Source organism: Stutzerimonas sp. LR2 (genome assembly GCF_055755175.1).
The window spans coordinates 350,987-371,020 of record NZ_JBVTRR010000003.1 but is presented as its reverse complement, the minus strand read 5'-3'; the positions used below and the strand labels follow the sequence as shown (position 1 = coordinate 371,020).

At 65.5% G+C, this 20,034-nt stretch carries 20 protein-coding genes; 4 read left to right on the top strand and 16 right to left on the bottom strand.

Annotated features, from left to right (window positions below):
* Window positions 1–21: 21 nt before the first annotated feature.
* Complete coding sequence (locus ACVRRC_RS12635) at window positions 22–924, bottom strand: LysR family transcriptional regulator (RefSeq protein ID WP_108242122.1); 903 nt, start codon at window positions 922–924, stop codon at window positions 22–24.
* A gap of 113 nt (window positions 925–1,037) precedes the next feature.
* Between ACVRRC_RS12635 and ACVRRC_RS12630 the strand changes: the two genes are divergently transcribed.
* The gene (locus ACVRRC_RS12630) at window positions 1,038–1,466 is read left to right on the top strand and encodes a VOC family protein (RefSeq protein ID WP_019405917.1); all 429 of its coding nucleotides are present in this window, start codon (window positions 1,038–1,040) and stop codon (window positions 1,464–1,466) included.
* The gene (locus ACVRRC_RS12625) at window positions 1,463–2,050 is read left to right on the top strand and encodes a glutathione S-transferase family protein (RefSeq protein ID WP_019405918.1); all 588 of its coding nucleotides are present in this window, start codon (window positions 1,463–1,465) and stop codon (window positions 2,048–2,050) included. The genes ACVRRC_RS12630 and ACVRRC_RS12625 overlap by 4 nt, the downstream gene beginning before the upstream one ends.
* 7 nt (window positions 2,051–2,057) lie before the next feature.
* Here the strand turns inward: ACVRRC_RS12625 and ACVRRC_RS12620 are convergent, their stop codons facing one another.
* Window positions 2,058–2,963: a LysR family transcriptional regulator gene (locus tag ACVRRC_RS12620; protein ID WP_019405919.1), complete on the bottom strand. Its 906-nt coding sequence runs from the start codon at window positions 2,961–2,963 to the stop codon at window positions 2,058–2,060.
* Window positions 2,964–3,115: 152 nt separating this feature from the next.
* Between ACVRRC_RS12620 and ACVRRC_RS12615 the strand changes: the two genes are divergently transcribed.
* Window positions 3,116–4,162 carry an SDR family oxidoreductase gene (locus ACVRRC_RS12615; protein WP_019405920.1) on the top strand — a complete coding sequence of 349 codons (1,047 nt, stop codon included), beginning with the start codon at window positions 3,116–3,118 and terminating at the stop codon, window positions 4,160–4,162.
* Between the two features lie 61 nt (window positions 4,163–4,223).
* Window positions 4,224–5,537: an NTP/NDP exchange transporter gene (locus ACVRRC_RS12610; protein WP_218651064.1), complete on the top strand. Its 1,314-nt coding sequence runs from the start codon at window positions 4,224–4,226 to the stop codon at window positions 5,535–5,537.
* A 115-nt stretch (window positions 5,538–5,652) separates the two neighbouring features.
* Here ACVRRC_RS12610 and ACVRRC_RS12605 read toward each other — a convergent pair whose 3' ends face one another.
* The 14 genes from ACVRRC_RS12605 to ACVRRC_RS12540 form a co-directional block, all read right to left on the bottom strand.
* A complete protein-coding gene (locus ACVRRC_RS12605; RefSeq protein ID WP_125886396.1) occupies window positions 5,653–6,429 on the bottom strand; it encodes a ferredoxin--NADP reductase in 777 nt (258 codons plus the stop codon).
* A gap of 30 nt (window positions 6,430–6,459) precedes the next feature.
* Window positions 6,460–7,458, bottom strand: coding sequence for a YeiH family protein (locus ACVRRC_RS12600; protein ID WP_472997078.1), 999 nt, complete (start codon window positions 7,456–7,458; stop codon window positions 6,460–6,462).
* The gene (locus tag ACVRRC_RS12595) at window positions 7,455–7,808 is read right to left on the bottom strand and encodes a DUF971 domain-containing protein (protein ID WP_079327269.1); all 354 of its coding nucleotides are present in this window, start codon (window positions 7,806–7,808) and stop codon (window positions 7,455–7,457) included. Before ACVRRC_RS12595 ends, ACVRRC_RS12600 begins: the two co-directional genes overlap by 4 nt.
* Before the next feature lie 23 nt (window positions 7,809–7,831).
* On the bottom strand, window positions 7,832–8,029 hold the full coding sequence (locus ACVRRC_RS12590; protein ID WP_043942231.1) for a hypothetical protein: 198 nt from the start codon (window positions 8,027–8,029) through the stop codon (window positions 7,832–7,834).
* A gap of 3 nt (window positions 8,030–8,032) precedes the next feature.
* Complete coding sequence (gene fdxA / locus ACVRRC_RS12585) at window positions 8,033–8,356, bottom strand: ferredoxin FdxA (protein WP_014597291.1); 324 nt, start codon at window positions 8,354–8,356, stop codon at window positions 8,033–8,035.
* A gap of 182 nt (window positions 8,357–8,538) precedes the next feature.
* On the bottom strand, window positions 8,539–9,498 hold the full coding sequence (locus tag ACVRRC_RS12580) for a HEAT repeat domain-containing protein (RefSeq protein ID WP_256068397.1): 960 nt from the start codon (window positions 9,496–9,498) through the stop codon (window positions 8,539–8,541).
* A 10-nt stretch (window positions 9,499–9,508) separates the two neighbouring features.
* Complete coding sequence (locus tag ACVRRC_RS12575) at window positions 9,509–9,742, bottom strand: 4Fe-4S dicluster domain-containing protein (RefSeq protein ID WP_014597289.1); 234 nt, start codon at window positions 9,740–9,742, stop codon at window positions 9,509–9,511.
* Window positions 9,743–9,842: 100 nt separating this feature from the next.
* Window positions 9,843–11,579, bottom strand: coding sequence for a fumarate reductase/succinate dehydrogenase flavoprotein subunit (locus ACVRRC_RS12570; RefSeq protein WP_014597288.1), 1,737 nt, complete (start codon window positions 11,577–11,579; stop codon window positions 9,843–9,845).
* 11 nt (window positions 11,580–11,590) lie between these two features.
* A complete protein-coding gene (locus ACVRRC_RS12565; RefSeq protein ID WP_003301428.1) occupies window positions 11,591–12,334 on the bottom strand; it encodes a GntR family transcriptional regulator in 744 nt (247 codons plus the stop codon).
* A 71-nt stretch (window positions 12,335–12,405) separates the two neighbouring features.
* Window positions 12,406–13,278, bottom strand: coding sequence for an ABC transporter ATP-binding protein (locus ACVRRC_RS12560; RefSeq protein ID WP_197932479.1), 873 nt, complete (start codon window positions 13,276–13,278; stop codon window positions 12,406–12,408).
* The gene (locus ACVRRC_RS12555; RefSeq protein ID WP_243364282.1) at window positions 13,275–14,180 is read right to left on the bottom strand and encodes an ABC transporter permease; all 906 of its coding nucleotides are present in this window, start codon (window positions 14,178–14,180) and stop codon (window positions 13,275–13,277) included. The genes ACVRRC_RS12560 and ACVRRC_RS12555 overlap by 4 nt, the downstream gene beginning before the upstream one ends.
* Window positions 14,181–14,231: 51 nt before the next feature.
* Window positions 14,232–15,602, bottom strand: coding sequence for an ABC transporter substrate-binding protein (locus ACVRRC_RS12550; RefSeq protein ID WP_243364280.1), 1,371 nt, complete (start codon window positions 15,600–15,602; stop codon window positions 14,232–14,234).
* A gap of 482 nt (window positions 15,603–16,084) precedes the next feature.
* Window positions 16,085–17,353: a carbohydrate porin gene (locus ACVRRC_RS12545; protein WP_472997077.1), complete on the bottom strand. Its 1,269-nt coding sequence runs from the start codon at window positions 17,351–17,353 to the stop codon at window positions 16,085–16,087.
* Window positions 17,354–17,517: 164 nt separating this feature from the next.
* The gene (locus ACVRRC_RS12540) at window positions 17,518–19,650 is read right to left on the bottom strand and encodes a PQQ-dependent dehydrogenase, methanol/ethanol family (protein WP_026006457.1); all 2,133 of its coding nucleotides are present in this window, start codon (window positions 19,648–19,650) and stop codon (window positions 17,518–17,520) included.
* Window positions 19,651–20,034: the final 384 nt, after the last annotated feature.

The following is a 20,034-nucleotide window of genomic DNA, read 5'->3' as shown; positions in this document are numbered from 1 at the left end:
TTAAGAAGACCGCTGCGCCTGCTAACCGGCTTCCAACACCGGCATGACCCGCTCCAGCCGCGGACAGGCCCACTCCACAAACGCCCGCACCCGTGGCGACAGTTGCAGGCTGTGCGGGTAGACGAGCTGGATCGGCAGGTCCTTCGGTTCGTAATCCTTCAGTAGCCTCGCCAGGCGGCCATCGGCCAGTTCGTCGGCGACCTGGTAGTGCATCAGCCGGGTGATGCCCAGGCCCTGGACGCAGGCGAGGCTGGCGCTGCGGATCTGGTTGCAGGTCAGGCGCGGGGTGATCTCTTCGGCCTGTTCCCTGTCGCCGTCGCGGTAGTACCAGTGCCGGCCCTGGGCGGCGAAGAGGATGCAGGCGTGCTCCTTGAGCGCGGCCGGGGTGTCGATCGGCGGGCTGCTGGCGAGGTAGTCCGGGCTGGCGCAGGTGACCAGCCGGGTGGTGCCGAGCGGGCGCGCGACGAGGGTCGAGTCGGGCAGGTGGCCGATGCGCAGGGCGAGGTCGAGGCGCTCGTCCAGCAGCGGGACGATCTGGTCGTTCAGGTTCAGCTCCACCTGCACCTGCGGGTGTTCCTTGAGAAAGGCATTCACCAGCGGTGCCAGGTAGCGCTGGCCGAACTCCACCGGGGCGGTGAGGCGCAGCAGGCCGCGAACGCTGCCGTCCTGCGCATCCAGGCGTTGCTCAATGTCGGCGAACTCGGCAAGCATGCGCCGGCTCCAGGCCAGGTATTGCGCGCCTTCATCGGTGAGGGCCATGCGCCGGGTGCTGCGGTTGAGCAGGCGCACACCCAGGTGGCTCTCCAGCGCGGCCAGCGAGCGCACCACCGATGCCACGGACTGGCCACTGGCGTCGGCTGCCGCACTCAGGCTGCCGTTGTCGACGATCCTCACGAAATTGGCCATCGCCTTGAGCTTGTCCATTGCCACCTTCGATTTGTGCGATTGCTGCAGGGGTGTTGTCAGGTCCGCGGCATAGCTGGGATGCGCAGGGCGGCGGACACTGTCCCGGACCGACGACTTCCGGAGTTTCGCACATGAACCCACCATCCAGCCCCGCTCGTATCCTCGCCTATGACCACATCGGCATCCGTGTCAGCGACCGCCGCCGCGCCATGGCCTTCTACCAGGCGCTGGGCTTCGTCGAGAGCGCCAGCTTCCCGCTGTTCGAGGCCAACGAGATGCTCAGCCCGGACGGCGTGCGCATCAATCTGATCTTCAACGGCGCGCGTACCCGCGACGCGCACAACGTACTGCTGGATGCGCCGGTCAAGCGGCCCGGCATGACCCATCCGGCCTTTATCATCGATGACCTTCAGGCGCTGCAGCGCTGGCTGGGCGAAGAGGGCATCGTCATCACCGAGGGGCCGCATCACATCGGCCCGCGGCGGATCGCGCTGTTCATCCGGGACCCGGACGGCAACGTTCTCGAATTCAATCAGCTCGTCGAAGGAGATGCGCAATGAAACTGTACGACCTGCAAGCTTCCGGCAACTGCTACAAGGTGCGCCTGTTCGCGGCGCTGGCCGACATTGAACTGGAGCGGGTGCCGGTGGACCTCGCCGGTGGCGCGCACAAGAAGCCGCCACTGTCCGAGATGAACCCGCTGCGGCAGGTGCCGGTGCTCGAGGACGACGGCCATGTGGTTCGCGATTCCCAGGCGATCCTGGTCTATCTCGCCGGTACCTACGGCGGCCTGGCCTGGTGGCCGGACCATGCCCGCGGGCAGGCCGAGATCGTGCAGTGGCTGTCCTTCGCCGCCAACGAGGTGCAGCACAGCCTGTGCGCCGCGCGGCTGGTGGAAAAGTTCGGCTACCCGCTGGACAAGGAAGCGGCGCTGGCCAAGGCGCCGGCGGTGCTCGCGCTCCTCGATGCGCATCTGGAAACGAACGACTGGCTGGCGATGGGGCGACCTACCATCGCCGATTGCGCGGTCTACCCTTACGTGGTGCTGGCGCCGGAGGGCAGCGTCGACCTCGGCCCCTATGGCAACGTGGCGCGCTGGATGACCCGTCTGGAAAGCCTGCCGGGCTATCTGCCGCGGCCCTGACCTGCCTTCAGGCTGGCTCTTGCCCCTCGGCCTTCAGGAAGTCGACGAAGGCCCGCAGCGGCGAGGGCATGTGGCGGCGGCCGTGGTAGTAGAGGAAGGGGCCGTCGAAGGACTGCCACCAGTCCTCGAGGATGGGCGTCAGGCGCCCATCGGCCAGCGGCTCGCGGATGAAGTCCTCGAAGGTGTAGATGATCCCGAGCCCATTGATCGCCGCGCTGGTCTTCAAATCATGTGAGGAAGTGGCCAGCTGGCCTTGCGGCGGTACACGCAAGGTCCGGCCGTCCTTCTCGAACTCGAATACGCCCAGCTTGCCGCTCTCGAAGCGATGGCCGAGCAGTTGATGCCCGGTCAGCTCGCTGGGGTGGCGTGGCGTGCCGTGGGCGGCGAGGTAGGCCGGTGCGGCGGCGGCCACGAAGCGTTGCCGGCGCGGTCCGATGGGGATGGCGATCATGTCCTTGGCCAGGCTTTCTTCGTAACGCACACCGGCGTCGTAGCCCGCCGCGATGACGTCGATGAAGGTGTTCTCCATCACCACCTCGACGTTCACCGCGGGGTAAAGCTTGAGGAAGCGGTTCAGCAGGTCCGGCAGCACGAAGCGCGCCACCGGGACCGGCACGTTCAGCTTGAGGGTGCCGACCGGGCGCTGGGATTCGTCGTCGAGGTCGTTGAACGCGGCGTGGATCTCTTCTAGCGCCGGGCGCAGGCGCTCGAGCAGGCGTTCACCGGCGGTGGTCGGGGTGACGCTGCGGGTGGTGCGGTTGAGCAGGCGCAGGCCGAGGTCGCCTTCCAGCCGGCGCACGCAGTCGCTCAGCGACGAGGCCGACATGCCTCGGGTCTGCGCGGCAGCACGAAAGCCACCGGCCTCGACCACGGCAGCGAACAACGCGACGTCACTCAGATTGGGTTGGCGCATGGGTACTCCGCAAGCCATTTGGTTGTACGGATGATCGTACAGCCTGTCCAAGTTTGCCCGGATTATCACCTGATATCCGTACGCTGATAATCCTCGCGTCGGCCACCTCCATCGCAGGTCGGCCTGTTTGCAACGACGACGAGGACAGGATCATGACGCACAGAACCGCAACCGAGCCGGGCGACCTCGCCCGCCATCTGCTGAAACTGGCCAGAACGCTGATCGCCGGGGTGGCAGTGGCTGGCGCGCTGACGGCCGAGGCCGCCAACCGTGCAGCACCGAAGCCGGACTGGAGCCTGACCGACATGCCGGACCAGACGGGCCGCATCGTGCTGGTTACCGGCGGCACCAGTGGCATGGGCTACGAAGATGCGCTGGCGCTGTCGCGCGCCGGCGCCGAGGTGATCATCGCTGCGCGCAATGCCGAGCGCGGGCAGGAGGCGATCGAGCGGATACGTGAGCAGGTGCCGGATGCCCGCGTGCAGTTCGAGGCGGTCGACCTGGCCAGCCTGGCCTCGGTGCGCAGTCTGGCCGAGCGTCTGCAGGAGCGCCTACCGCGCCTGGACGTACTGATCAACAATGCCGCGATCATGGCGCCGCCTGAGCGCGGCACCTCGGCCGACGGTCACGAGCTGCAGCTGGCCACCAACTACCTCGGCCCGTTCGCCCTGACAGCGCTGCTCATGCCACTGCTGCTGGAAAGCGACGATGCCCGGGTGGTCAGCCTCTCCAGTATCGCGGCCGGGCGTGGCCAGCTGGACTTCGCGGACCTGCAGGCCGAGCAGCGCTACAACCCCTACGCTACCTACGCGCAGTCCAAGCTCGCGGTGCTGATGTGGGCCATGGAGCTGCAACGCCACAGTGACGCATCCGGCTGGGGCATTCGCAGCATCGCCGCGCACCCCGGAGTAGCCGTCACCGAGCTGGTCGAGCGCGGCCCCGGGCTGGACAGTGAGTTCGCCGCCAACTGGGCCAAGGACCGCGACAACTACCACTCCGCCGCCCAGGGCGCGCTGCCGACGCTGTATGCCGCCACTGCGCCTGATGCCATCGGCGGAGCCTACTACGGGCCGACCGGCGAGGAAGAAAAACGCGGGCCGCTGGGCTTTGCCAGGGTTCCCGACGCCGCCGCGAACCAGGCGGATGCCGCCCGGCTGTGGCAGCTGTCGGAACGCCTGACCGGCGTGCGTTACCCCTGAATTCTCGGGCGCGGCCTTGCGCTCGCGCCCTGTTCTCACTTCATTCTTCAGGAGCGCGCCCATGAGCACGCCATCCGTTGTGCATCGCCTGAGTGCCGCGATCAATGCCGAAGCGCATGAGCTGCGCCCGGCACTGAGTGGTTTCCTGCTGTTTTTCTGTCTGTTCGCCGGCTATTTCATGCTGCGCCCGATTCGCGAGTCGATGGGCATCGCCGCCGGCGTGGAGAACCTGCAATGGCTGTTCACCGCCACCTTCTTCGTCATGCTGGCAGCCGTGCCCCTGTTCGCCTGGCTCAGTTCCCACGTGCCGCGCCTGCATTTCGTCGATTGGGTGTACGGCTTCTTCTGCCTGAACCTGATGGGCTTCTCCGTGCTGTTTCTGCTGCAGGGTGACAGCGCCTGGCTGGCGCGGGTGTTCTACGTGTGGATCTCGGTCTACAACCTGTTCGTCGTGTCCGTGGCCTGGAGCCTGATGGCGGATGTGTTCGACAGCGCCCAGGCCAAGCGGCTGTTCGCCTTCATCGCTGCCGGCGCGAGCGTCGGTGGGCTGGTCGGGCCGGCGCTCAGCGCGCTGTTGGTTGGCAGCCTGGGCGAGTCGGGGCTGATGCTGCTGGCCGCCTTGTTGCTGGGCGCTGCGCTGGCGCTCAAGTTCTCGCTGATGCGCTGGCGCGAGATCGGCGGAGCAGGGCGCCCCGGCGCGGCTCCGGCGGAAAGTACGCGTCGTCCGGTGCCCGGTAACCCCTTCAGCGGCCTGACCCGGGTGATGCAGTCGCCCTATCTGCTCGGCATCGCCGGTTTCGTGGTGCTGCTGGCCACTGTGACCACCTTTCTCTACTTCGAGCAGGCACGCCTGGTGGCCGAGCTGTTCCCCGACCGCGCCGCCCAGGTTCGCGTGTTCGGCATCATCGACGTGGTCGTCCAGGCGGGCGCGCTATTGTCGCAACTCTTCATCACCGGGCGCCTGGCGCAGAAACTCGGCGTGCGCGTGCTGCTGGCCATCGTGCCGCTGCTGGTCGGCGTCGGCTTTGTCGGCCTCGCGCTGATGCCCAGCTTCGCCGTGCTCGCGGCGTTGATGATCGTGCGCCGCATCGGCGAGTACGCGTTCGTCCGGCCCGGCCGCGAAATGCTCTTCGCGCCGCTGGATGCCGAGAGCAAGTACAAGGCGAAGAACGTCATCGACACCGTCGTCTACCGCGCCGGCGATGCCATCAGCGGTTGGGGGAAGACGGCGCTGGACATGTTCGGGCAGGGCGCCGGCCTGGTCGCCGTGGCCGGCGCGATCTGCGCGCTGCTCTGGGGCTATCTCGGCTGGCAGCTCGGCAAGCAGGCGGACAGGCGAACGGAGGTGACTGGAGTGGTAGAAGCCATCCATTGAGACGGCGCATGCGAGAGTGGCTCGCGAATGAGGGAATGGGGTCAGGTCCAGACGGGCGAGCCGGCTAGTGAGCACCGCGATGCGACGCTAGCCGGCTCGCCTGTTCCAGATACGCTTACTTTTCAACGAAAGCGCGCTCGATGACATAGTCGCCCGGCACACCCTGGCTGGGCGAGGCTTGGAAGCCCAAGGCGTCGAGCTGGCCGGTGAGGGTGTGGAGCATTGCCGGGCTGCCACAGAGCATCACGCGGTCGGTCTCGGGGTTTAGCCGCGGCAGGCCGAGGTCGCCGGTTAGCTTGCCGGTCTCGATCAGCGTGTTGATGCGGCCGGTGTGGCGGAACGCCTCGCGGGTTACCGTCGGGTAATAGAGCAGCTTGGCCCGCACCGCTTCGCCAAGGAATTCGTGCGCCGGCAGTTCCTGGGTGAGGTAGTCGTGGTAGGCCAGCTCGCTGACCTCTCGCACCCCATGCACGAGCACGATCTTGTCGAAACGCTCGTAGGCTTCTGGATCACGGATGATGCTCATGAACGGCGCCAGCCCCGTGCCGGTGCCCAGCAGGTAGAGGTGCTTGCCGGGCCTGAGGTCATGCATCACCAGGGTGCCGACCGGCTTGCGGCTGACGATGAGCGAGTCGCCGACCTTCAGGTGCTGCAGGCGCGAGGTCAGCGGGCCGTCTGGCACCTTGATACTGAGGAATTCCAGGTGCTCGTCGTGGTTGGCGCTGACGATGCTGTAGGCGCGCATCAGCGGCTTGCTGTCGACTTCCAGGCCGATCATCACGAAATGGCCGTTCTCGAAGCGCAGCGCCGGGTCGCGGGTGGTGCGAAAGCTGAACAGGGTGTTGTTCCAGTGATGCACGGATAGAACGCTTTCGGTGCCGAGTGCAGACATGGGGCCTTCCTCTCTCGTGGATTGAGTCGATCAGAACAGGGTCAGCAGCAGGCTCGTCGCCAGCAGCAGCGCGGCGCTGAGCAGAGCCAGATGGGCGAAGGGCTGCCAGCCCTGGGCAAACAGGTCGCCGACACGGGTGCGCATGCCGAGCGCGGCCATGGTCAGCAGCAGGCAGGCCTGCGAACCGGCGACCAGCGCCTCGCGCAGCCAGGCCGGCAGCCAGCCGAGGCTGTTCAGCGTGAACAGGCCGAGAAAGCCGAGCAGAAACAGCGGAAAGTCCGGGCTGCCCGGTTCCTGCCGACGCAGCAGCAGGCCGATCACCAGCACCAGCGGCGCGAGCAGGGCGACCCGCAACAGCTTGGTCAGGGTCGCGACGTCGCCAGCGGTCTCCGAGACGAGATACCCGGCACCGGCCGCTTGGGCGACGTCATGAATGCTGGCGCCGAGCAGCAGACCGCTGTCGAGCGCATCCAGCCCGAGCAGGCCGGTCAGCGGCGGGTAGAGCAGCATCGACAGCGTGCCGAGGGCCGTCACGCCGACCACCACAGCGAGCAGCCGGCGCTCTTCCAGGCGCCCAGCCGGGATCACCGCCGCCACGGCAATCGCTGCCGACACGCCGCAGATCGCCACTGCCGCGCCCGCCACCAGACTGTGCAGGGTCGGTAGTCGGAGCAGCCGGCCGAGCAGCAGCGCCAGGCCGAGCACCAGCGGCACCGTGACGAGCACCAGCAACAAGGGCCGCGCACCGACCGCTTCCAGCTGCGCGACGCCAATGCGCGCGCCGAGCAGCGCCACGCCGATGCGCAGCAGTTGCCGGCTGCACAACGCCACGCCCGGCTGCATGCGTGCCTCGCTGCCCTGGCTGGCGAAACCCAGGCCGAGCAGCAACACCATCAGCAGCGCGGGCGCGCCGTAGTGTTCGGCAAGAAAGCTGCCGGCCAGTGCCAGCACCGCACACAGGGCCACGCCCGGGTAGTGCTTGCGGCACAGCGCGACGGGCGGGGCGAGCGCTTCGAGCCGGGCATTCATGCCGGATCGCCCAGATCACGTAGGTAGGCCCAGGGGTACAGGCCGCGGAAATGACCGTCGCTGAAATACAGCTGCAGACCGCTGATGCCGGACAGTTCCAGGCGGTTCACGCCGACCTCGGCGTCGATCAGCGTCAGCGCGCCGGTCTGCTGGAGGCGTTGGCAATTGGAGCAGGCGCAGGCCCGCCGCAGCGTCAGGCAGCTGATGCGGCTCTGCGCGCCATCCGGCCAGGTCAGTTCCAGCATGCGCTGCGCCTTGCGCAGGCGGATCTCGAGGGGTGGGTCGATCAGCCGCTGGGACTGTGCGATGTGAGTCGTGGCGTCGTGGTTCGATGCGGTGAAGGCGTTCATGAATCTCTCCGGGCTTGCGGCCTCTAGCGAATGAACGGCATGACAAGGTCGCGCGGCATGGGCGCCGGCCCACCGCTGACGAGCAGCGTGGGCGCTTCCGGGCTGCGCACGAAGCGTTCCGGCGTGTCCAGCGGGCGGGCGCTGCCGAGCGTGGCGGCACAGACCGTGACCAGGGCCAACACGCCGTGGCGCAAACCACTCGTCATGACAAGTTGGGGCATGCTTCAGCGCTCCAGAAAGGCCAACTTGCCGCTCTGGTCCACCCAGGTTTCGGCCTCGGCCAGCGGCGAGGCGCTCTGGGTGATCACCGGCCAGACTTCGGCCAGCTCGGCGTTGAGTTCGAGAAAGTGCTGTTGGCCTTCGGGCAAGGCGTTGTCCGCGAAGATCGCATCGGCCGGGCATTCCGGCGCGCAGAGGCTGCAGTCGATGCAGGTCTCGGGGTTGATGACGAGAAAGTTCGGGCCTTCGTGAAAACAGTCGGCCGGGCAGACTTCCACGCAGTCGGTGTATTTGCAGCGGATGCAGTTCTCTGTAACGACGTAGGTCATTTCGTTCTCCTCGAAACCACTGCGCTTGCGGATGCTGCGTTGAAGGCGGCGCGCGGGATGCTCATTTACGGCCTGTAAAACTCCGCTCCCGCGCGCGACCTTCGCCTTGGCTGGGCGCCCCCGCCCCGCTGCGCTCGTGACGTTTCGGCTTCAAGTGCTGTGCAACAAAAAGCGCGTAAAAATCAGGCCGCGGCGTCGAGTTTCGACATGGCCCAGCGGGCAAGCTTGCGGACGTCCGGGTCGGGGTCGTCCATGGCCAGTTCGACGAAGGGGCGGCCATCGTTGTGTGCGATGGCGCCCAGTGCGCCAATGGCGGCCTTGCGCAGGTTGCTCATCGGGTCGCGGGCGCAGACGCCGAGCGCCGGGATCGCGCCCACCGCACCGAGCTTGCCGAGCGCATCGACGGCCTTTTCCCGGACCTGCCAGAAACTGTCGTGCGTGGCCTCGACCAGGGGCTGCAGTGCGGCCTGGTAGTCGAGCTTGCCGATGCTCACAGCGGCCTCGACGCGCACCTGCCAGTGTTCGTCGCGCAGGATGCCGATCAGCGCCGGGCCGACCTGTTCGGGCGCGGCATAGACCAGCGCGCCGGTGGCGGCGCGGCGGACGTCGGCGTCGTCGTCGTGCTGCGCCCGCTCGATCAGCGCCGGCAGATTGGCCGGCTGCTTGAGCCAGCCGATCACCGCCACCGCTTCGCGGCGCACGCCCGGGTCGGCGTGCTGCATCCGCACCAGGGCCGGCGCCTGCGCCTGTGGATGGCGCAGCGGCTTTAGCGCACGGAGGATGCCGGCGACGACGAAGGGATCGTCGCTGCCAGCTAAGGCTTCGAGCAGCGGCAGCGCGGCGGCCGGGTCCTTGAGGTCCGCCAGCGCGTGGGCGGCGGCGTTGCGCACCACCTCGTCGCTGTCCTGCAGGGCGGCTATCAGGGCGTCGGCGATGTCGGCGGCGTCGAACTCGTCGACCACCTTGGCCGCCTCCTGGCGCACCGACGGGTCCGGGTCGTTCAGCGCCAGGATCAGCAGCTCGGCGGCTTCCGGTTCGCCGCTGTCGACCAGCTCGAGCACGGCCACGCGGCGGATGCCGGGGTCGCTCGAGGCCAGGTTGGTGGCGATGTCCTGCAGCAGTGGGTCGTCGTAGGTTTTCATCGGTCGGCCCTCAGCGCAGCAGGTAGGGAATGTTCACTGTCACCGCATCGGTCGGGCAGTCCGCCTCGCAGGGCATGCAGTACCAGCATTCGTCGTACTTCATGTGCGCCTTGCCGGTGTCCGGGTTGATCCACAGGACGTCCAGCGGGCAGACGTCGATGCAGACACGGCAACCCTTTTCGGCGATGCATTTTTCTTCGTCCACGATGACCGGGACGGCGGAACGGTGGGTGGCGACGGGCATGGTTGATCTCCTCGGTACGGCCGGCTCGGATGCCGGCCTGTAGGGGCGAATTCATTCGCCCATGGCATCAGGTGTTGGGCGAACGAGTTCGCCCCCACGGTCAGGCATTGGCGGCCTTCTTCACGCGCAGGCGGTTGTAGGCGTCCTTCTCTTCGCCGAGCGGCACGATGTAGTCGGCGATGGGTCGCTTGCCGTGGGCCATCTGGCCGTTGGCGTCCTTGAACAGGCGGGTGTGGCAGAACCACTCGGCGCTGTTCTGCTCGGGGTGGTCGACGCGGTAGTGGTACAGCCCCCAGCGCGACTCGGTGCGGTACAGCGAGGCGCGGGCGGCCATCTCGGCACAGTCGATGATCGACTGCACTTCCAGCGCGCGGAGCAGTTCGTGCGGGTCTGCGGCGGCCAGCCGCGGGACGTCCTCGCGCACGGCGAGGATGCGTTCCAGGCCGATCTCCATCTTCTTGGTCACCTTCGGTGGCTGCAGGTAGTCGTTCACCAGGCGGCGGACCTTGTATTCCATCTGTTCCGGCGGGATGCCGTCGGTGACTTTCAGCGGCGCCTGGATGCGGGCGAGTTCGGCAGCGATGAAGGCTTCGTCCAGCTGGGGTTCGGCGCGGTCCTTGACGAAGGCCGCTGCGCTCTCGCCGCAGATCTGCCCGTAGACGAAGGCGCCGAGCATGTAGTTGTGCGGCACCGAAGCCATGTCGCCGGCGCAGAACAGCCCGGGCACGGTGGTCGCGCCGGTCTCGTCGGTCCACACGCCGGAGGCCGAGTGGCCCGAGCAGAAACCGATCTCGGAGATGTGCATTTCCACCATGCGCTGGCGGTAGTCGATGTGCCGGCCTTCGTGAAAGCGTCCGCGTGAAGGCCGCTCGTTGGTGTGCAGGACGGTCTCGATCTCTTGAATCGTTTCCTCGGCCAGGTGGTCGAGCTTGAGGAACACCGGGCCGGTGCCGGATTCGAGCTCCTTGAAGAACTCCAGCATCATCTGCCCGGACCAGTAGTCGCACTCGATGAAGCGCTCGCCGTAGGCGTTGGCCGTGAAGCCGCCGAGCGGGCCGGTGACATAGGCACAGGCCGGGCCGTTGTAGTCCTTGAGCAGCGGGTTGACCTGGAAGCACTCGAGGTTGGCCAGGTCCGCACCAGCGTGGTAGGCCATGGCGTGGCCGTCACCGCAGTTGGCCGGGTTCTCGTAGGTACCGAAGAGATAACCCGAGTTCGGCAGGCCGATGCGCCCGGCGGCACCGGTGGCCATGATCACCGCCTTGGCGCGGATGATGATCGGCTCGGCGGTGCGGGTGTTCACCCCGATCATGCCGGCGATGTTGCCGTCCGGGTCCTTCAGCAGGCGGGTGGCGATGAAGCGGTTCTCGATATCCACGCGCACCCGGCGCAGGCGGCGGTAGAGGATCTTCTTGACGTTGTGGCCCTCCGGCATCGGCAGCACGTAGGTGCCGAGGTGATGGACCTTCTTCATGTCGTAGTCGCCGGTCTCGTCCTTCTGGAAATGCACGCCCCAGGCGTCGAGCTGCTCGATCATCGAGAACGAGCGCGTGGCGTAGGCCATCAGCGCCGGCTGGTGAACGATGCCGTCGTTGGCGATGGTGATTTCCTTGACGTACTGCTCGGGCGTGGCGTGGCCGGGCACGACCGCGTTGTTCAGGCCGTCCATGCCCATGGAGATCGCCCCTGAGCGCTTGACGTTGGCCTTCTCCAGCAGCAGCACCTTGAGCGTCGGGTCCTGCTCCTTGACGGTGACGGCGGCCATCGGGCCGGCGGTGCCACCGCCGATCACCAGCACGTCGGTTTCGATGACGGGGATGTCGTGAATCGTGGTCATGGTGGTCTCCTCTATTTCCGGTCGACCCGGAACTGGTACTTGAAGGCGTCGCCGCGGTAGCACAGGTATTCGAAGTCGATCGGCCGACCGCTGCGGTCATGGGTCAGCCGCTCGACGCGCAGGATGGGTTCACCGGCCTTGAGGCCGAGGTAGGGCTGGTGTTCGTCGTCGGCCAGGGTGGCGTCGAGGCCGATGGCGGCATGGCCGAGGCCGATGCCGAAGCGGTTCTCCAGCAGCGGGAAGATGTCGCCGGACAGGTCCAGGCCGAACAGGCGCTGGCCGATGTCCAGGGGGAAGTAGCTGTGTTCCAGGCACACCGGGGCGCGGTTGAGAAAGCGCACGCGCTTGACCTCGACCACATCCGCGCCGGGCGCGAGGTTCAGCGCGGCAGCCGCCGGCTTGGGTGGCTTGCGCTCCTGAATCGACAGCAGCCGCGCGGTCGCTTCGTAGCCCTGGGCGGCCATGGCCTCGCCGAAGCCCTGCAGGCGCTGCACGTTCTGCACCGCCTTGGGCTTGCTGACGTAGGTGCCCTTGCCCTGGGCGCTGAACACCAGTCCTTCGTTGTGCAGGTCGCGCAGCGCCTGGCGGATGGTGATGCGGCTGACGCCGAAGGCGGTCATCAGCTCGTTTTCCGAGGGCAGCCGTTCATGCACGGCATAGTCGCCTTCGAGGATCTTGCGTCTGAGGGTGTCGCGGATCTGCACGTACAGCGGCAGTGGCGACTGACCCGGGGCGAGCGGTTCGAGGCGGCTCATGGGCGTGGCTCCAGCCTGTCATGACAGGTCATGTCGAGCGTGGGCGCAGGCAAGGGAAGGGTATGCATGGCTCAGCCTCCGTTCTGCTGCTGAAAGGCGCGCAGGGTTTCCTGGCGGATCAGGTCTAGGCACTGGCGCTTGTAGTCGATGAAGGCAGGGTCGGTGAGCAGGCTCTGCTCGCGCGGTCGCGGCAGCTCGACGCGGATGTCGGCGATGATCCGCCCGGGGCTGGCGCTCATCACCACGATGCGGTCGGAGAGGAACACCGCCTCGTCGATGTCGTGGGTGACAAACACCACGGTGTTCCTGAACTCGCGCCAGATCTCCAGCAGGTTCTCCTGCATCATGATCCGGGTCTGCGCGTCCAGTGCGCCGAACGGCTCGTCCATCAGCAGCACGCTGGGGTAGTTGGCCAGCGCGCGGGCGATGCCGACGCGCTGCTGCATGCCGCCGGACAGGGTGCCGGGGTAGGCGTCCTCGAAGGCGGCGAGCCCCACCAGCGAAAGGAAGGTGCGCGCCACGCCGGTGGCCTCGTTCCGCGAGGCGCCGGCCATCAGCGGGCCGAAGGCGACGTTCTCGCGCACCGTTTTCCAGGGGAACAGCGAGTGCTGCTGGAACACCATGCCGCGGTCCGGGCCGGGTCCGGCGATGGGCTGACCGTCGACGGTCAGCTCGCCGCGGGTGGGTTTGACGAAGCCGGCGATGGCGTTCATCAGGGTCGACTTGCCGCAACCCGAGGGGCCGAGCAGGCAGACGAACTCGCCGGGGCGAATCTCCAGGCTGGCCTGTTGCACCGCGGCGCGCTTGCCGCCGGCGTGGTCGAATTCGATGGACAGCGCACGCACGCTGATATGGCCGCGCCCGTCGCCCTTGGCCGCGGCCTTGGCGCGCAGTCGGCTGTGATCGAGCACGGCGAGGCGGTTGTCGGAGACGATCGCATTCATGACCGGCCTCCCTGCTGCTGCCAGCGCAGCAGCGGCACGCAGGCCTTGCGCACGAGTAGCGTGCAGAGCGTGCCGAGCCCGCCGATGGTGAGCATGCCGATGATGATTTCCGGGTACTTGACCAGGGTGTAGCTGGTCCAGGTGAAGTAGCCGATGCCGTATTGGCCGCTGATGATTTCGCCGGCCAGCAGCGAGAACCAGGCTACGCCCATGCCGATCGCCAGGCCGGCGACGATGCTTGGCATCGCACCGGGAATCACCACGTGCCAGAGGATCGCCCGGTCGCTGGCGCCGAGGCTGCGGGCGGCACGCACCAACACGTCCGGCGTCTGCTCCACGCCGTGCACGGTGTTCAGCACGATGGGGAAGAAGGCGCCGAGAAAGGTGATGAAGACGATGCTCGACTGCTCGGTTGGCAGCATCAGGATCGCCAACGGAATCCAGGCCACCGCCGGAATCGGCCGGAACAGCTCGATGTAGGGCAGCAGGATGTCCTCGGCCCAGCGCGAACGACCGATGAGCACGCCGCAAAGGACGCCGAGTACCACGGCGTAGGCATAGGCCAGCGCGATGCGTTCCAGGCTGTGGACGATATGCAGGTAGAACTCGCTGCTGCCCAGCTGCTGGATTAGCGTCTGGCCCACCAGCAGCGGTGCCGGCACGTTCTCGAAATTGATGAACAGGTTGAAGCCCGTGGCGGTCGCCAGGTGCCAGATCAGCAAGGCTGCGAGCAGCGCCAGCACGCGCACCAGGTAACGCCCGGCCATCGGCGGCAGGCGACGCGGCGCGGAAGGGGTGGCAACCGGCGCTGGCTGGGGAGCCGGCGCAGCGGTCAGCAGCGGCCGGTCGGCTTCTGGCGTTGCCGGATCGCTATCGAACAGGGGGGTCGGTTTGACGCTCATGCGGTCACTCCTCGGCTTGAGGCGGGCCCGTGGCACGGGCCGCGCAGGGGCTCAGTCCAGCATCGCCACGGGTACATGGGTCAGCAGGGCGCTGCCGCCGTGCTGGGCGATGTGCTGCTCCGAGTCGCTTTTCTTCATGAAGGCCAGCACCTCGCCGCTGGCGTCCTTGACCAGGTAGGCCGCCTTGCCGAACAGCTTCAGGCCGGTGAGGTTGTCGTAGACGTAGGTGGCGTTGATGGCTTTGCCGGACGCCTTGGCGTCGGCTTCGGCGGCGAGCATGGCTGCGGTGCTGTCGTAGGCGACGATGCCCTGGTCCTGGAACCAGATCTCCGCCGGTTTGCGTCCCGGCGCGCGCGCGACCGGGCTGACCACGCTGGCGACCGCGGCGGCGTAGTCCAGGCCCATGTCGGCGTAGGCCTTCTTCAGGTAGCTGTCGTCGATCCAGGTGGCGAAATCCAGATCGGGGATCTGCATTTCCTGCTGCAGTAGGGCGTGGTCGTATTTCATCGCCTCGACCCACTGCGGCTTGATGCTCGCCTCCATGGTCGAAATGCCGCCCTGGCTGAAATAGAGGTACAGGACTTCCTTCTCCACGCCGGTCCATTCGGCGACCTTTTCCGCGGCGCGCCGAGGGTCTTCGCTGATCCATTGCTGCGCGGCCAGGGTGGCCTTGAGCACGCCCTCGACCACCTCGGGATACTGTCTGGCGAAGTCGTCGCGCACTACGATGCCGTGGAAGGTGGGGATGCCGGCCTCGCTGCCGTCGTAGATCTTCCGCGCGGTGCCACGGAATTCCATGATCTCGGACCAGGGGCAGAAGTCGGCATGCGCGTCGATCTTGCCGGCGGCAATGTTCGCTGCGCCCACCGGGGGGCTCTGGTTGACCAGCGTCACCTTGTCGGACAGCCCGGCGTCGCGCAGCACCTTCAGCGTCATGCCCCAGGCCGCACTGCCGACCGGCGTTGAGAGGCTCTTGCCGGCGAGGTCGGCAAGCGACTGCACGGGTGAGTCCTTGGGCACCACGATGCCGTTGCCGGTGCCCTTGAGGTTGTAGCCGGTCACCGCGATGAAGCGCGTCTGCTGCTTGCCGGTGGCCTGGAACTTGGCGCCATTGACGATCAGCGGGTAGTCACCCATGACACCGAAGTCGAGCTTGCCGGCGAGCATCTGGTTGGTGATTGGCGGGCCGGAGTCGTAGTCGCGAAACTCGATCCGGTAGTCGGCGTCCGCGTACTTGCCCGTGTGCGGCAGGTGCTTGTTCAGCAGGTCGAGTTTCTCCAACACGATGCCGCCGGAAACGGTGTTGGTGACCATGCTCTGATGGCCGATACCGATGCGGATGGTTTCCGCTGCCAGCGGGCCGCTGAACAGCAGGACGGATCCGATTAATGAGGTCGCAAGCAGGCTATTCCAGTTGTCCATTTGTCTTCACCTTGGCGGTTGAGCAACTTGTACTAACAGGGCATGACGCCTGCTTTAGAAGGTGCACCGGCTGTGCCAGAACGCCGCGGATTTGGACTATGTGTCTGTTTTGGGAATGGATTTCGGGCGGCGGCTGACCGCTCGATCAGGCGGCCGCCCAGCGCTTCGGCGCCCGCCGATGGTGCGCACCTAGCCAAGCCGTCCCAACGCGGCGCAGCCAGCGATGCCGCGGTTAGAACAAGTGGAACAAGTCAGTGAAGGGAGGCGACCCGCCCTCCAGTTTCAAATTGCTTGCGGTTGATCCCTATGCCAGCTGGTCTTGCTGCGGGCGATCGGGACAATCGATCAGGTACGAGCGACAGCACGCTGATTTGACGCACCCGCGGGCGGTACGCACCGGTGAGGGTTGGGTGCTGTGAGGGATTGAGCGAAGCGCAAGCGGCGACCGGCTTTGCGCGCGGTCGCCGCGCTTCATGCGCCGGTCAGAAGCTGACCACCGTCTTCAGTCCGACGACCACCACGTCCTTGTCATCGTCGAAGCCGCCTGGTCGGTGGAAGTACTGGATGTTCGGCGTCAGCGAGAGGGCGGGTGTCAGCGCCACGCGGTAATACAGCTCGGCCGGGTATTCCACGTCGGGCACCGGGTCGCCCTGTTCGCGCAGGCGACGGCGGGCATCGTCGTTGATGTCCAGGCGCCCGAGGCCCAGGCCTAGCTCGTCGTTCGGGCGCGAGGCGAATGGCGCGGAGAGCATGCCGCCAACCTGCCAGACCCGCTCGATATAGGTCACGTCCGGGTCGGACTGGATGAAGTTGGCGAACAGCTTCAACCGTCGCGCCGGCACCGCGGCGCTCTGCCAGACCTGCTGCTCGGCCATCAGGTAGCCGCCCGTGGCCTGGTCGTGCTCGGCGGCTGATGCGCCGGAAAGCGATAGGGGCAGGCCGGAGCTGTCGCGGTACAGGTCCTCGAAGTCGCCGGTATTGCGCCACAGGCCCAGCCGATAGGCGCCGGGCTGGCCGGCAAGGGTCGGCGTCCAGCCCAGCTCGGCGACCGCGTGGTAACCGGTGGTGCCCGACGGGCTGCCGAAGTTCAGGCGCTGGCTGCGTTCGGTGAAGCGCGGATTGACCTGATAGAGCGCGGTCTGCAGCGACCAGGCATCGTCCAGCTGGTAGCGCGCGGTGACGCCCCACTGGCTGATCGGCCAGGTATACCAGTTCGATGTGATGTAGCCGGGCACCGTGCCGCAGAAACCGAGGTTCTGGAACGGGCAGGCGAAGGGGTAGATATCCCCGCTCATGGGCAGGCGGCCGAGCTTGACCAGCAGGCGGTCGTCCAGCAGCGCCTGCTGGTAGTAGAGCTGCACCAGCCGGGTCGCGCTGCCGTAGCCGTAGATTTCCTGCGGTTGCAGGAGCACGCCCAGGTCCGTTTCGGCGTTGAGGTTCTCGCCGTTGCGGTTGGTCAGCGTGAAGTGCAGGCCAGCGCCGGACCAGCCGAGCAATTTGTCCAGGTCCAGCGCTGCATCGAACATCAGCTGGTCGGCGTAAGTGCTGGTATGGTCGCCGCCGCCCTGGGTGTTGCGGGCCAGTTCGTTGACGTAGGTGATTTGCAGGTCGACCCCGGCTTCGTGCAGGCGGGTGCGGGCGCCGTTCCAGTCGCCGAAGAGAAACTGGTCGGGTGAATACTCGGCCGCTTGGGCAGAAGTGAGCAGGCAGGCGACGAGAAGGCCGCTGCCGCAGCGCAGGCTTGTTGTCATTGTTCTGATCCTTTGGGATGTAACGGTGCGGGTGCCGCGAATACCGTTAGCCGCCATGGGAGTGGGCATTCACGGTATTCGCGTGCGTTTCTGCTCAGTGGTAACGCCTGGCTATTCAGGCGTTACCGGTTCAACTGTCTGGTTGGCGATCGAAGGTTGCCGGCCTAATGTCCGCCGCCAGACTTCACCCCGTCGTGTGCTTGCCTGCGCACGAAATGGCGAATGCTTTCCAGCTCTGCATCGGTCAGATCCGGGAACTTGGGCATGCCATTGACGAGCAATGCTCCACCGCGCACCACGCTCTCAAACGCTTTTTCGCTGCCTGTGAGCAAGATCGGCGACTCCCGCAGATCGGGTGCCTTCATACCCGCAACAGCCCCGGCGCCGTGGCAACCAACGCAGAGGTTTTCCGCATAGACACCCGCGCCCGTCTCGGCCTTTTCGGCATCGACTTCAAACTTCTCATCGATGATCGGCTTGGCGAGTTGCGGCGCAGGCTGTTCTGGAACGACCGCTTTTCCGTCAAGCGAGAAGGTCATGATGCGGCGCTCATGCGCACCATACTTCCAGCCATGGCTTTCAAAACCCAGTTCGCCGGAGCCGCCGAAGTTGGAGGCCAATGCACCACCAGGGCCCACCAGCAGGGACACCATCTGCTTGCCATCCAACTTGTAAGTGATCGGTGGCGCGGAGATACCGAGGCCGACGTCATAGGACCAGAGTTCTTCACCGGTGCGTGCGTCATAAGCTTTGAACAGGCCATCGGGCTCGCCCTGGAAAACCAGGTTGCCGGCCGTGGTCAAGGTACCGCCGCCCCAAGGACTCTTCTGATTTACCTGCCACACGCGCTTGTTCTTGACCGGGTCCCAGGCCTGCAACGAGCCCCGTGACTCGTGCGGGTCCTTGGTCAATTCCCAACCGGTCAGCCCCAGATAGAGTTTGTGGCTCGCCATCTTATGGCCAGGCTTCGTATTTTTACCGTCGTCCTTGAAGGTGTTGCCTAGATGGTTGGTAGGGATAAAGGCAAGATTCAGCTCGGGGTTATAGGACATCGCGTGCCATGAGTGCGCACCGAATGCCGATGGATAGATATTCTTCTCGCCGTCGGGATACCTGGCGTCGTCGGCAACGATATGGCGCTGCTCTTTCAGGTCGTACCTGGTTGACCAGTTGGCATCGGCGAATTTCTCCGCGGAGAGTACCTTGCCGTTCGAACGGTCGATCGTATAGAAGAAGCCGTTTTTGGGGGCGTGCAATACGGCGTCAACATCCTTGCCGTCTATTTTCAGATCGGCCAGCACGATGTCCATGTTCGAGTTGTAGTCCCAGGTGTCACCCGGGGCAGTCTGGACATGCCACTTGTATTCGCCCGTATCCGCATCGACCGCCACGACAGAACACAGGAACAGGTTGTCGCCACCCTCCGGGCTACGCACCTTGATGTTCCAGGGGCCGCCGTTACCTGTACCAAAGATGAGCTGGTTGTACTTGGCGTCGTACGTCCAGCCGTGCCAGGCATTACCGCCGCCGCCGTTCTCCCACCACCGGCCACTCCAGGTCTTGGCCGCCATCTCCTGAGCGGCATCCTCGAATCCATCGGCAGGATTGCCGGGAACGATATAGAAACGCCAGACCTGTTTGCCGGTTTCGGCATCGTAGGCAGTTACATACCCACGCATCGGGCCAAGTTCGGTTCCGCCATTGCCGACGAATACCTTGCCGTCGAAGGCCTTGGGATGGCCGGTGATATTCAACGGCTGGTCGTGATCGAATGTACGGGTCTGCCAGACTTCCTTGCCGTCCTTTCGGTTGATTGCAATCAGGCGGCCGTCCCAGGTGGCAATGAACAACTTGTCGCCGTAGGTTGAAAGTCCCCGGTTATGCTTCCAGAAGACCTTCTTCATATTGTTGTCGAGGATTTCTTTGGAAACTTGCGGATCGTATTCCCAAAGCTTCTTTCCCGTGCGGGCATCGAACGCACGCGTTCTGTTCATTTCGCCCACATAGTACATGACGCCATCGACCACCAAGGGCGTTCCGACCATATCTGAGCGGTCAGGTAGCGGCGCATACCATTCAGGTTTGAGTTGGCTGACATTATCTACGTTGATGTCCTTGAGCGGGCTGAACCGTTGTTCGGAGTGTGTGCGCCCGTAAGCCAGCCAGTCAGCAGTGTTTGATTCATCGGACAATTCCTTGTCTGTGATGATTCTGTCTGATGCATGCAGCGGCGTGATCGCAAAAAGCGAGGCGGCCATCATCAGGTGAACCCTTAGGTTTGACTGTTTTAATTTCATTTTTATTATTTCCTTGTTTAGGGTTTCAGGCGTGCGTGGGGTACAACGAGCATTTACGGATAAAGCTCTTCTGGCATTTCTTTTGTTATTAAGTCGATTCCGGTATGAGCCCCCGTAATGGCGCGAAACAACATGCACCTATCACGGCTTTTCGAAATCTTTATTCAAACTTCTATAACTTCTGGCCGGCTTCATTGCGCTCTGGTTGCCAGTGTTGGGGCCGTTGTGCCCTGCTGGGTGAGGCTCCTCGGAAGACGGTCACCGCTTCGCCTGGACTGGGCAGGGCGAAGTGTTGGATACCCGCGCTGGCCGGGCGGGTCGGGGGTGGAATAGCTCATGGGGTTTCCTCCGATGCATGGCCGGACCGGTTGGTGGCCGTGGTGT

Coding starts and splice junctions, on each gene's coding strand:
- ACVRRC_RS12635 (WP_108242122.1), bottom strand. CDS start 924: ATGGACAAGCTCAAGGCGATGGCCAATTTCGTGAGGATCGTCGACAAC.
- ACVRRC_RS12630 (WP_019405917.1), top strand. CDS start 1,038: ATGAACCCACCATCCAGCCCCGCTCGTATCCTCGCCTATGACCACATC.
- ACVRRC_RS12625 (WP_019405918.1), top strand. CDS start 1,463: ATGAAACTGTACGACCTGCAAGCTTCCGGCAACTGCTACAAGGTGCGC.
- ACVRRC_RS12620 (WP_019405919.1), bottom strand. CDS start 2,963: ATGCGCCAACCCAATCTGAGTGACGTCGCGTTGTTCGCTGCCGTGGTC.
- ACVRRC_RS12615 (WP_019405920.1), top strand. CDS start 3,116: ATGACGCACAGAACCGCAACCGAGCCGGGCGACCTCGCCCGCCATCTG.
- ACVRRC_RS12610 (WP_218651064.1), top strand. CDS start 4,224: ATGAGCACGCCATCCGTTGTGCATCGCCTGAGTGCCGCGATCAATGCC.
- ACVRRC_RS12605 (WP_125886396.1), bottom strand. CDS start 6,429: ATGTCTGCACTCGGCACCGAAAGCGTTCTATCCGTGCATCACTGGAAC.
- ACVRRC_RS12600 (WP_472997078.1), bottom strand. CDS start 7,458: ATGAATGCCCGGCTCGAAGCGCTCGCCCCGCCCGTCGCGCTGTGCCGC.
- ACVRRC_RS12595 (WP_079327269.1), bottom strand. CDS start 7,808: ATGAACGCCTTCACCGCATCGAACCACGACGCCACGACTCACATCGCA.
- ACVRRC_RS12590 (WP_043942231.1), bottom strand. CDS start 8,029: ATGCCCCAACTTGTCATGACGAGTGGTTTGCGCCACGGCGTGTTGGCC.
- fdxA (WP_014597291.1), bottom strand. CDS start 8,356: ATGACCTACGTCGTTACAGAGAACTGCATCCGCTGCAAATACACCGAC.
- ACVRRC_RS12580 (WP_256068397.1), bottom strand. CDS start 9,498: ATGAAAACCTACGACGACCCACTGCTGCAGGACATCGCCACCAACCTG.
- ACVRRC_RS12575 (WP_014597289.1), bottom strand. CDS start 9,742: ATGCCCGTCGCCACCCACCGTTCCGCCGTCCCGGTCATCGTGGACGAA.
- ACVRRC_RS12570 (WP_014597288.1), bottom strand. CDS start 11,579: ATGACCACGATTCACGACATCCCCGTCATCGAAACCGACGTGCTGGTG.
- ACVRRC_RS12565 (WP_003301428.1), bottom strand. CDS start 12,334: ATGAGCCGCCTCGAACCGCTCGCCCCGGGTCAGTCGCCACTGCCGCTG.
- ACVRRC_RS12560 (WP_197932479.1), bottom strand. CDS start 13,278: ATGAATGCGATCGTCTCCGACAACCGCCTCGCCGTGCTCGATCACAGC.
- ACVRRC_RS12555 (WP_243364282.1), bottom strand. CDS start 14,180: ATGAGCGTCAAACCGACCCCCCTGTTCGATAGCGATCCGGCAACGCCA.
- ACVRRC_RS12550 (WP_243364280.1), bottom strand. CDS start 15,602: ATGGACAACTGGAATAGCCTGCTTGCGACCTCATTAATCGGATCCGTC.
- ACVRRC_RS12545 (WP_472997077.1), bottom strand. CDS start 17,353: ATGACAACAAGCCTGCGCTGCGGCAGCGGCCTTCTCGTCGCCTGCCTG.
- ACVRRC_RS12540 (WP_026006457.1), bottom strand. CDS start 19,650: ATGAAATTAAAACAGTCAAACCTAAGGGTTCACCTGATGATGGCCGCC.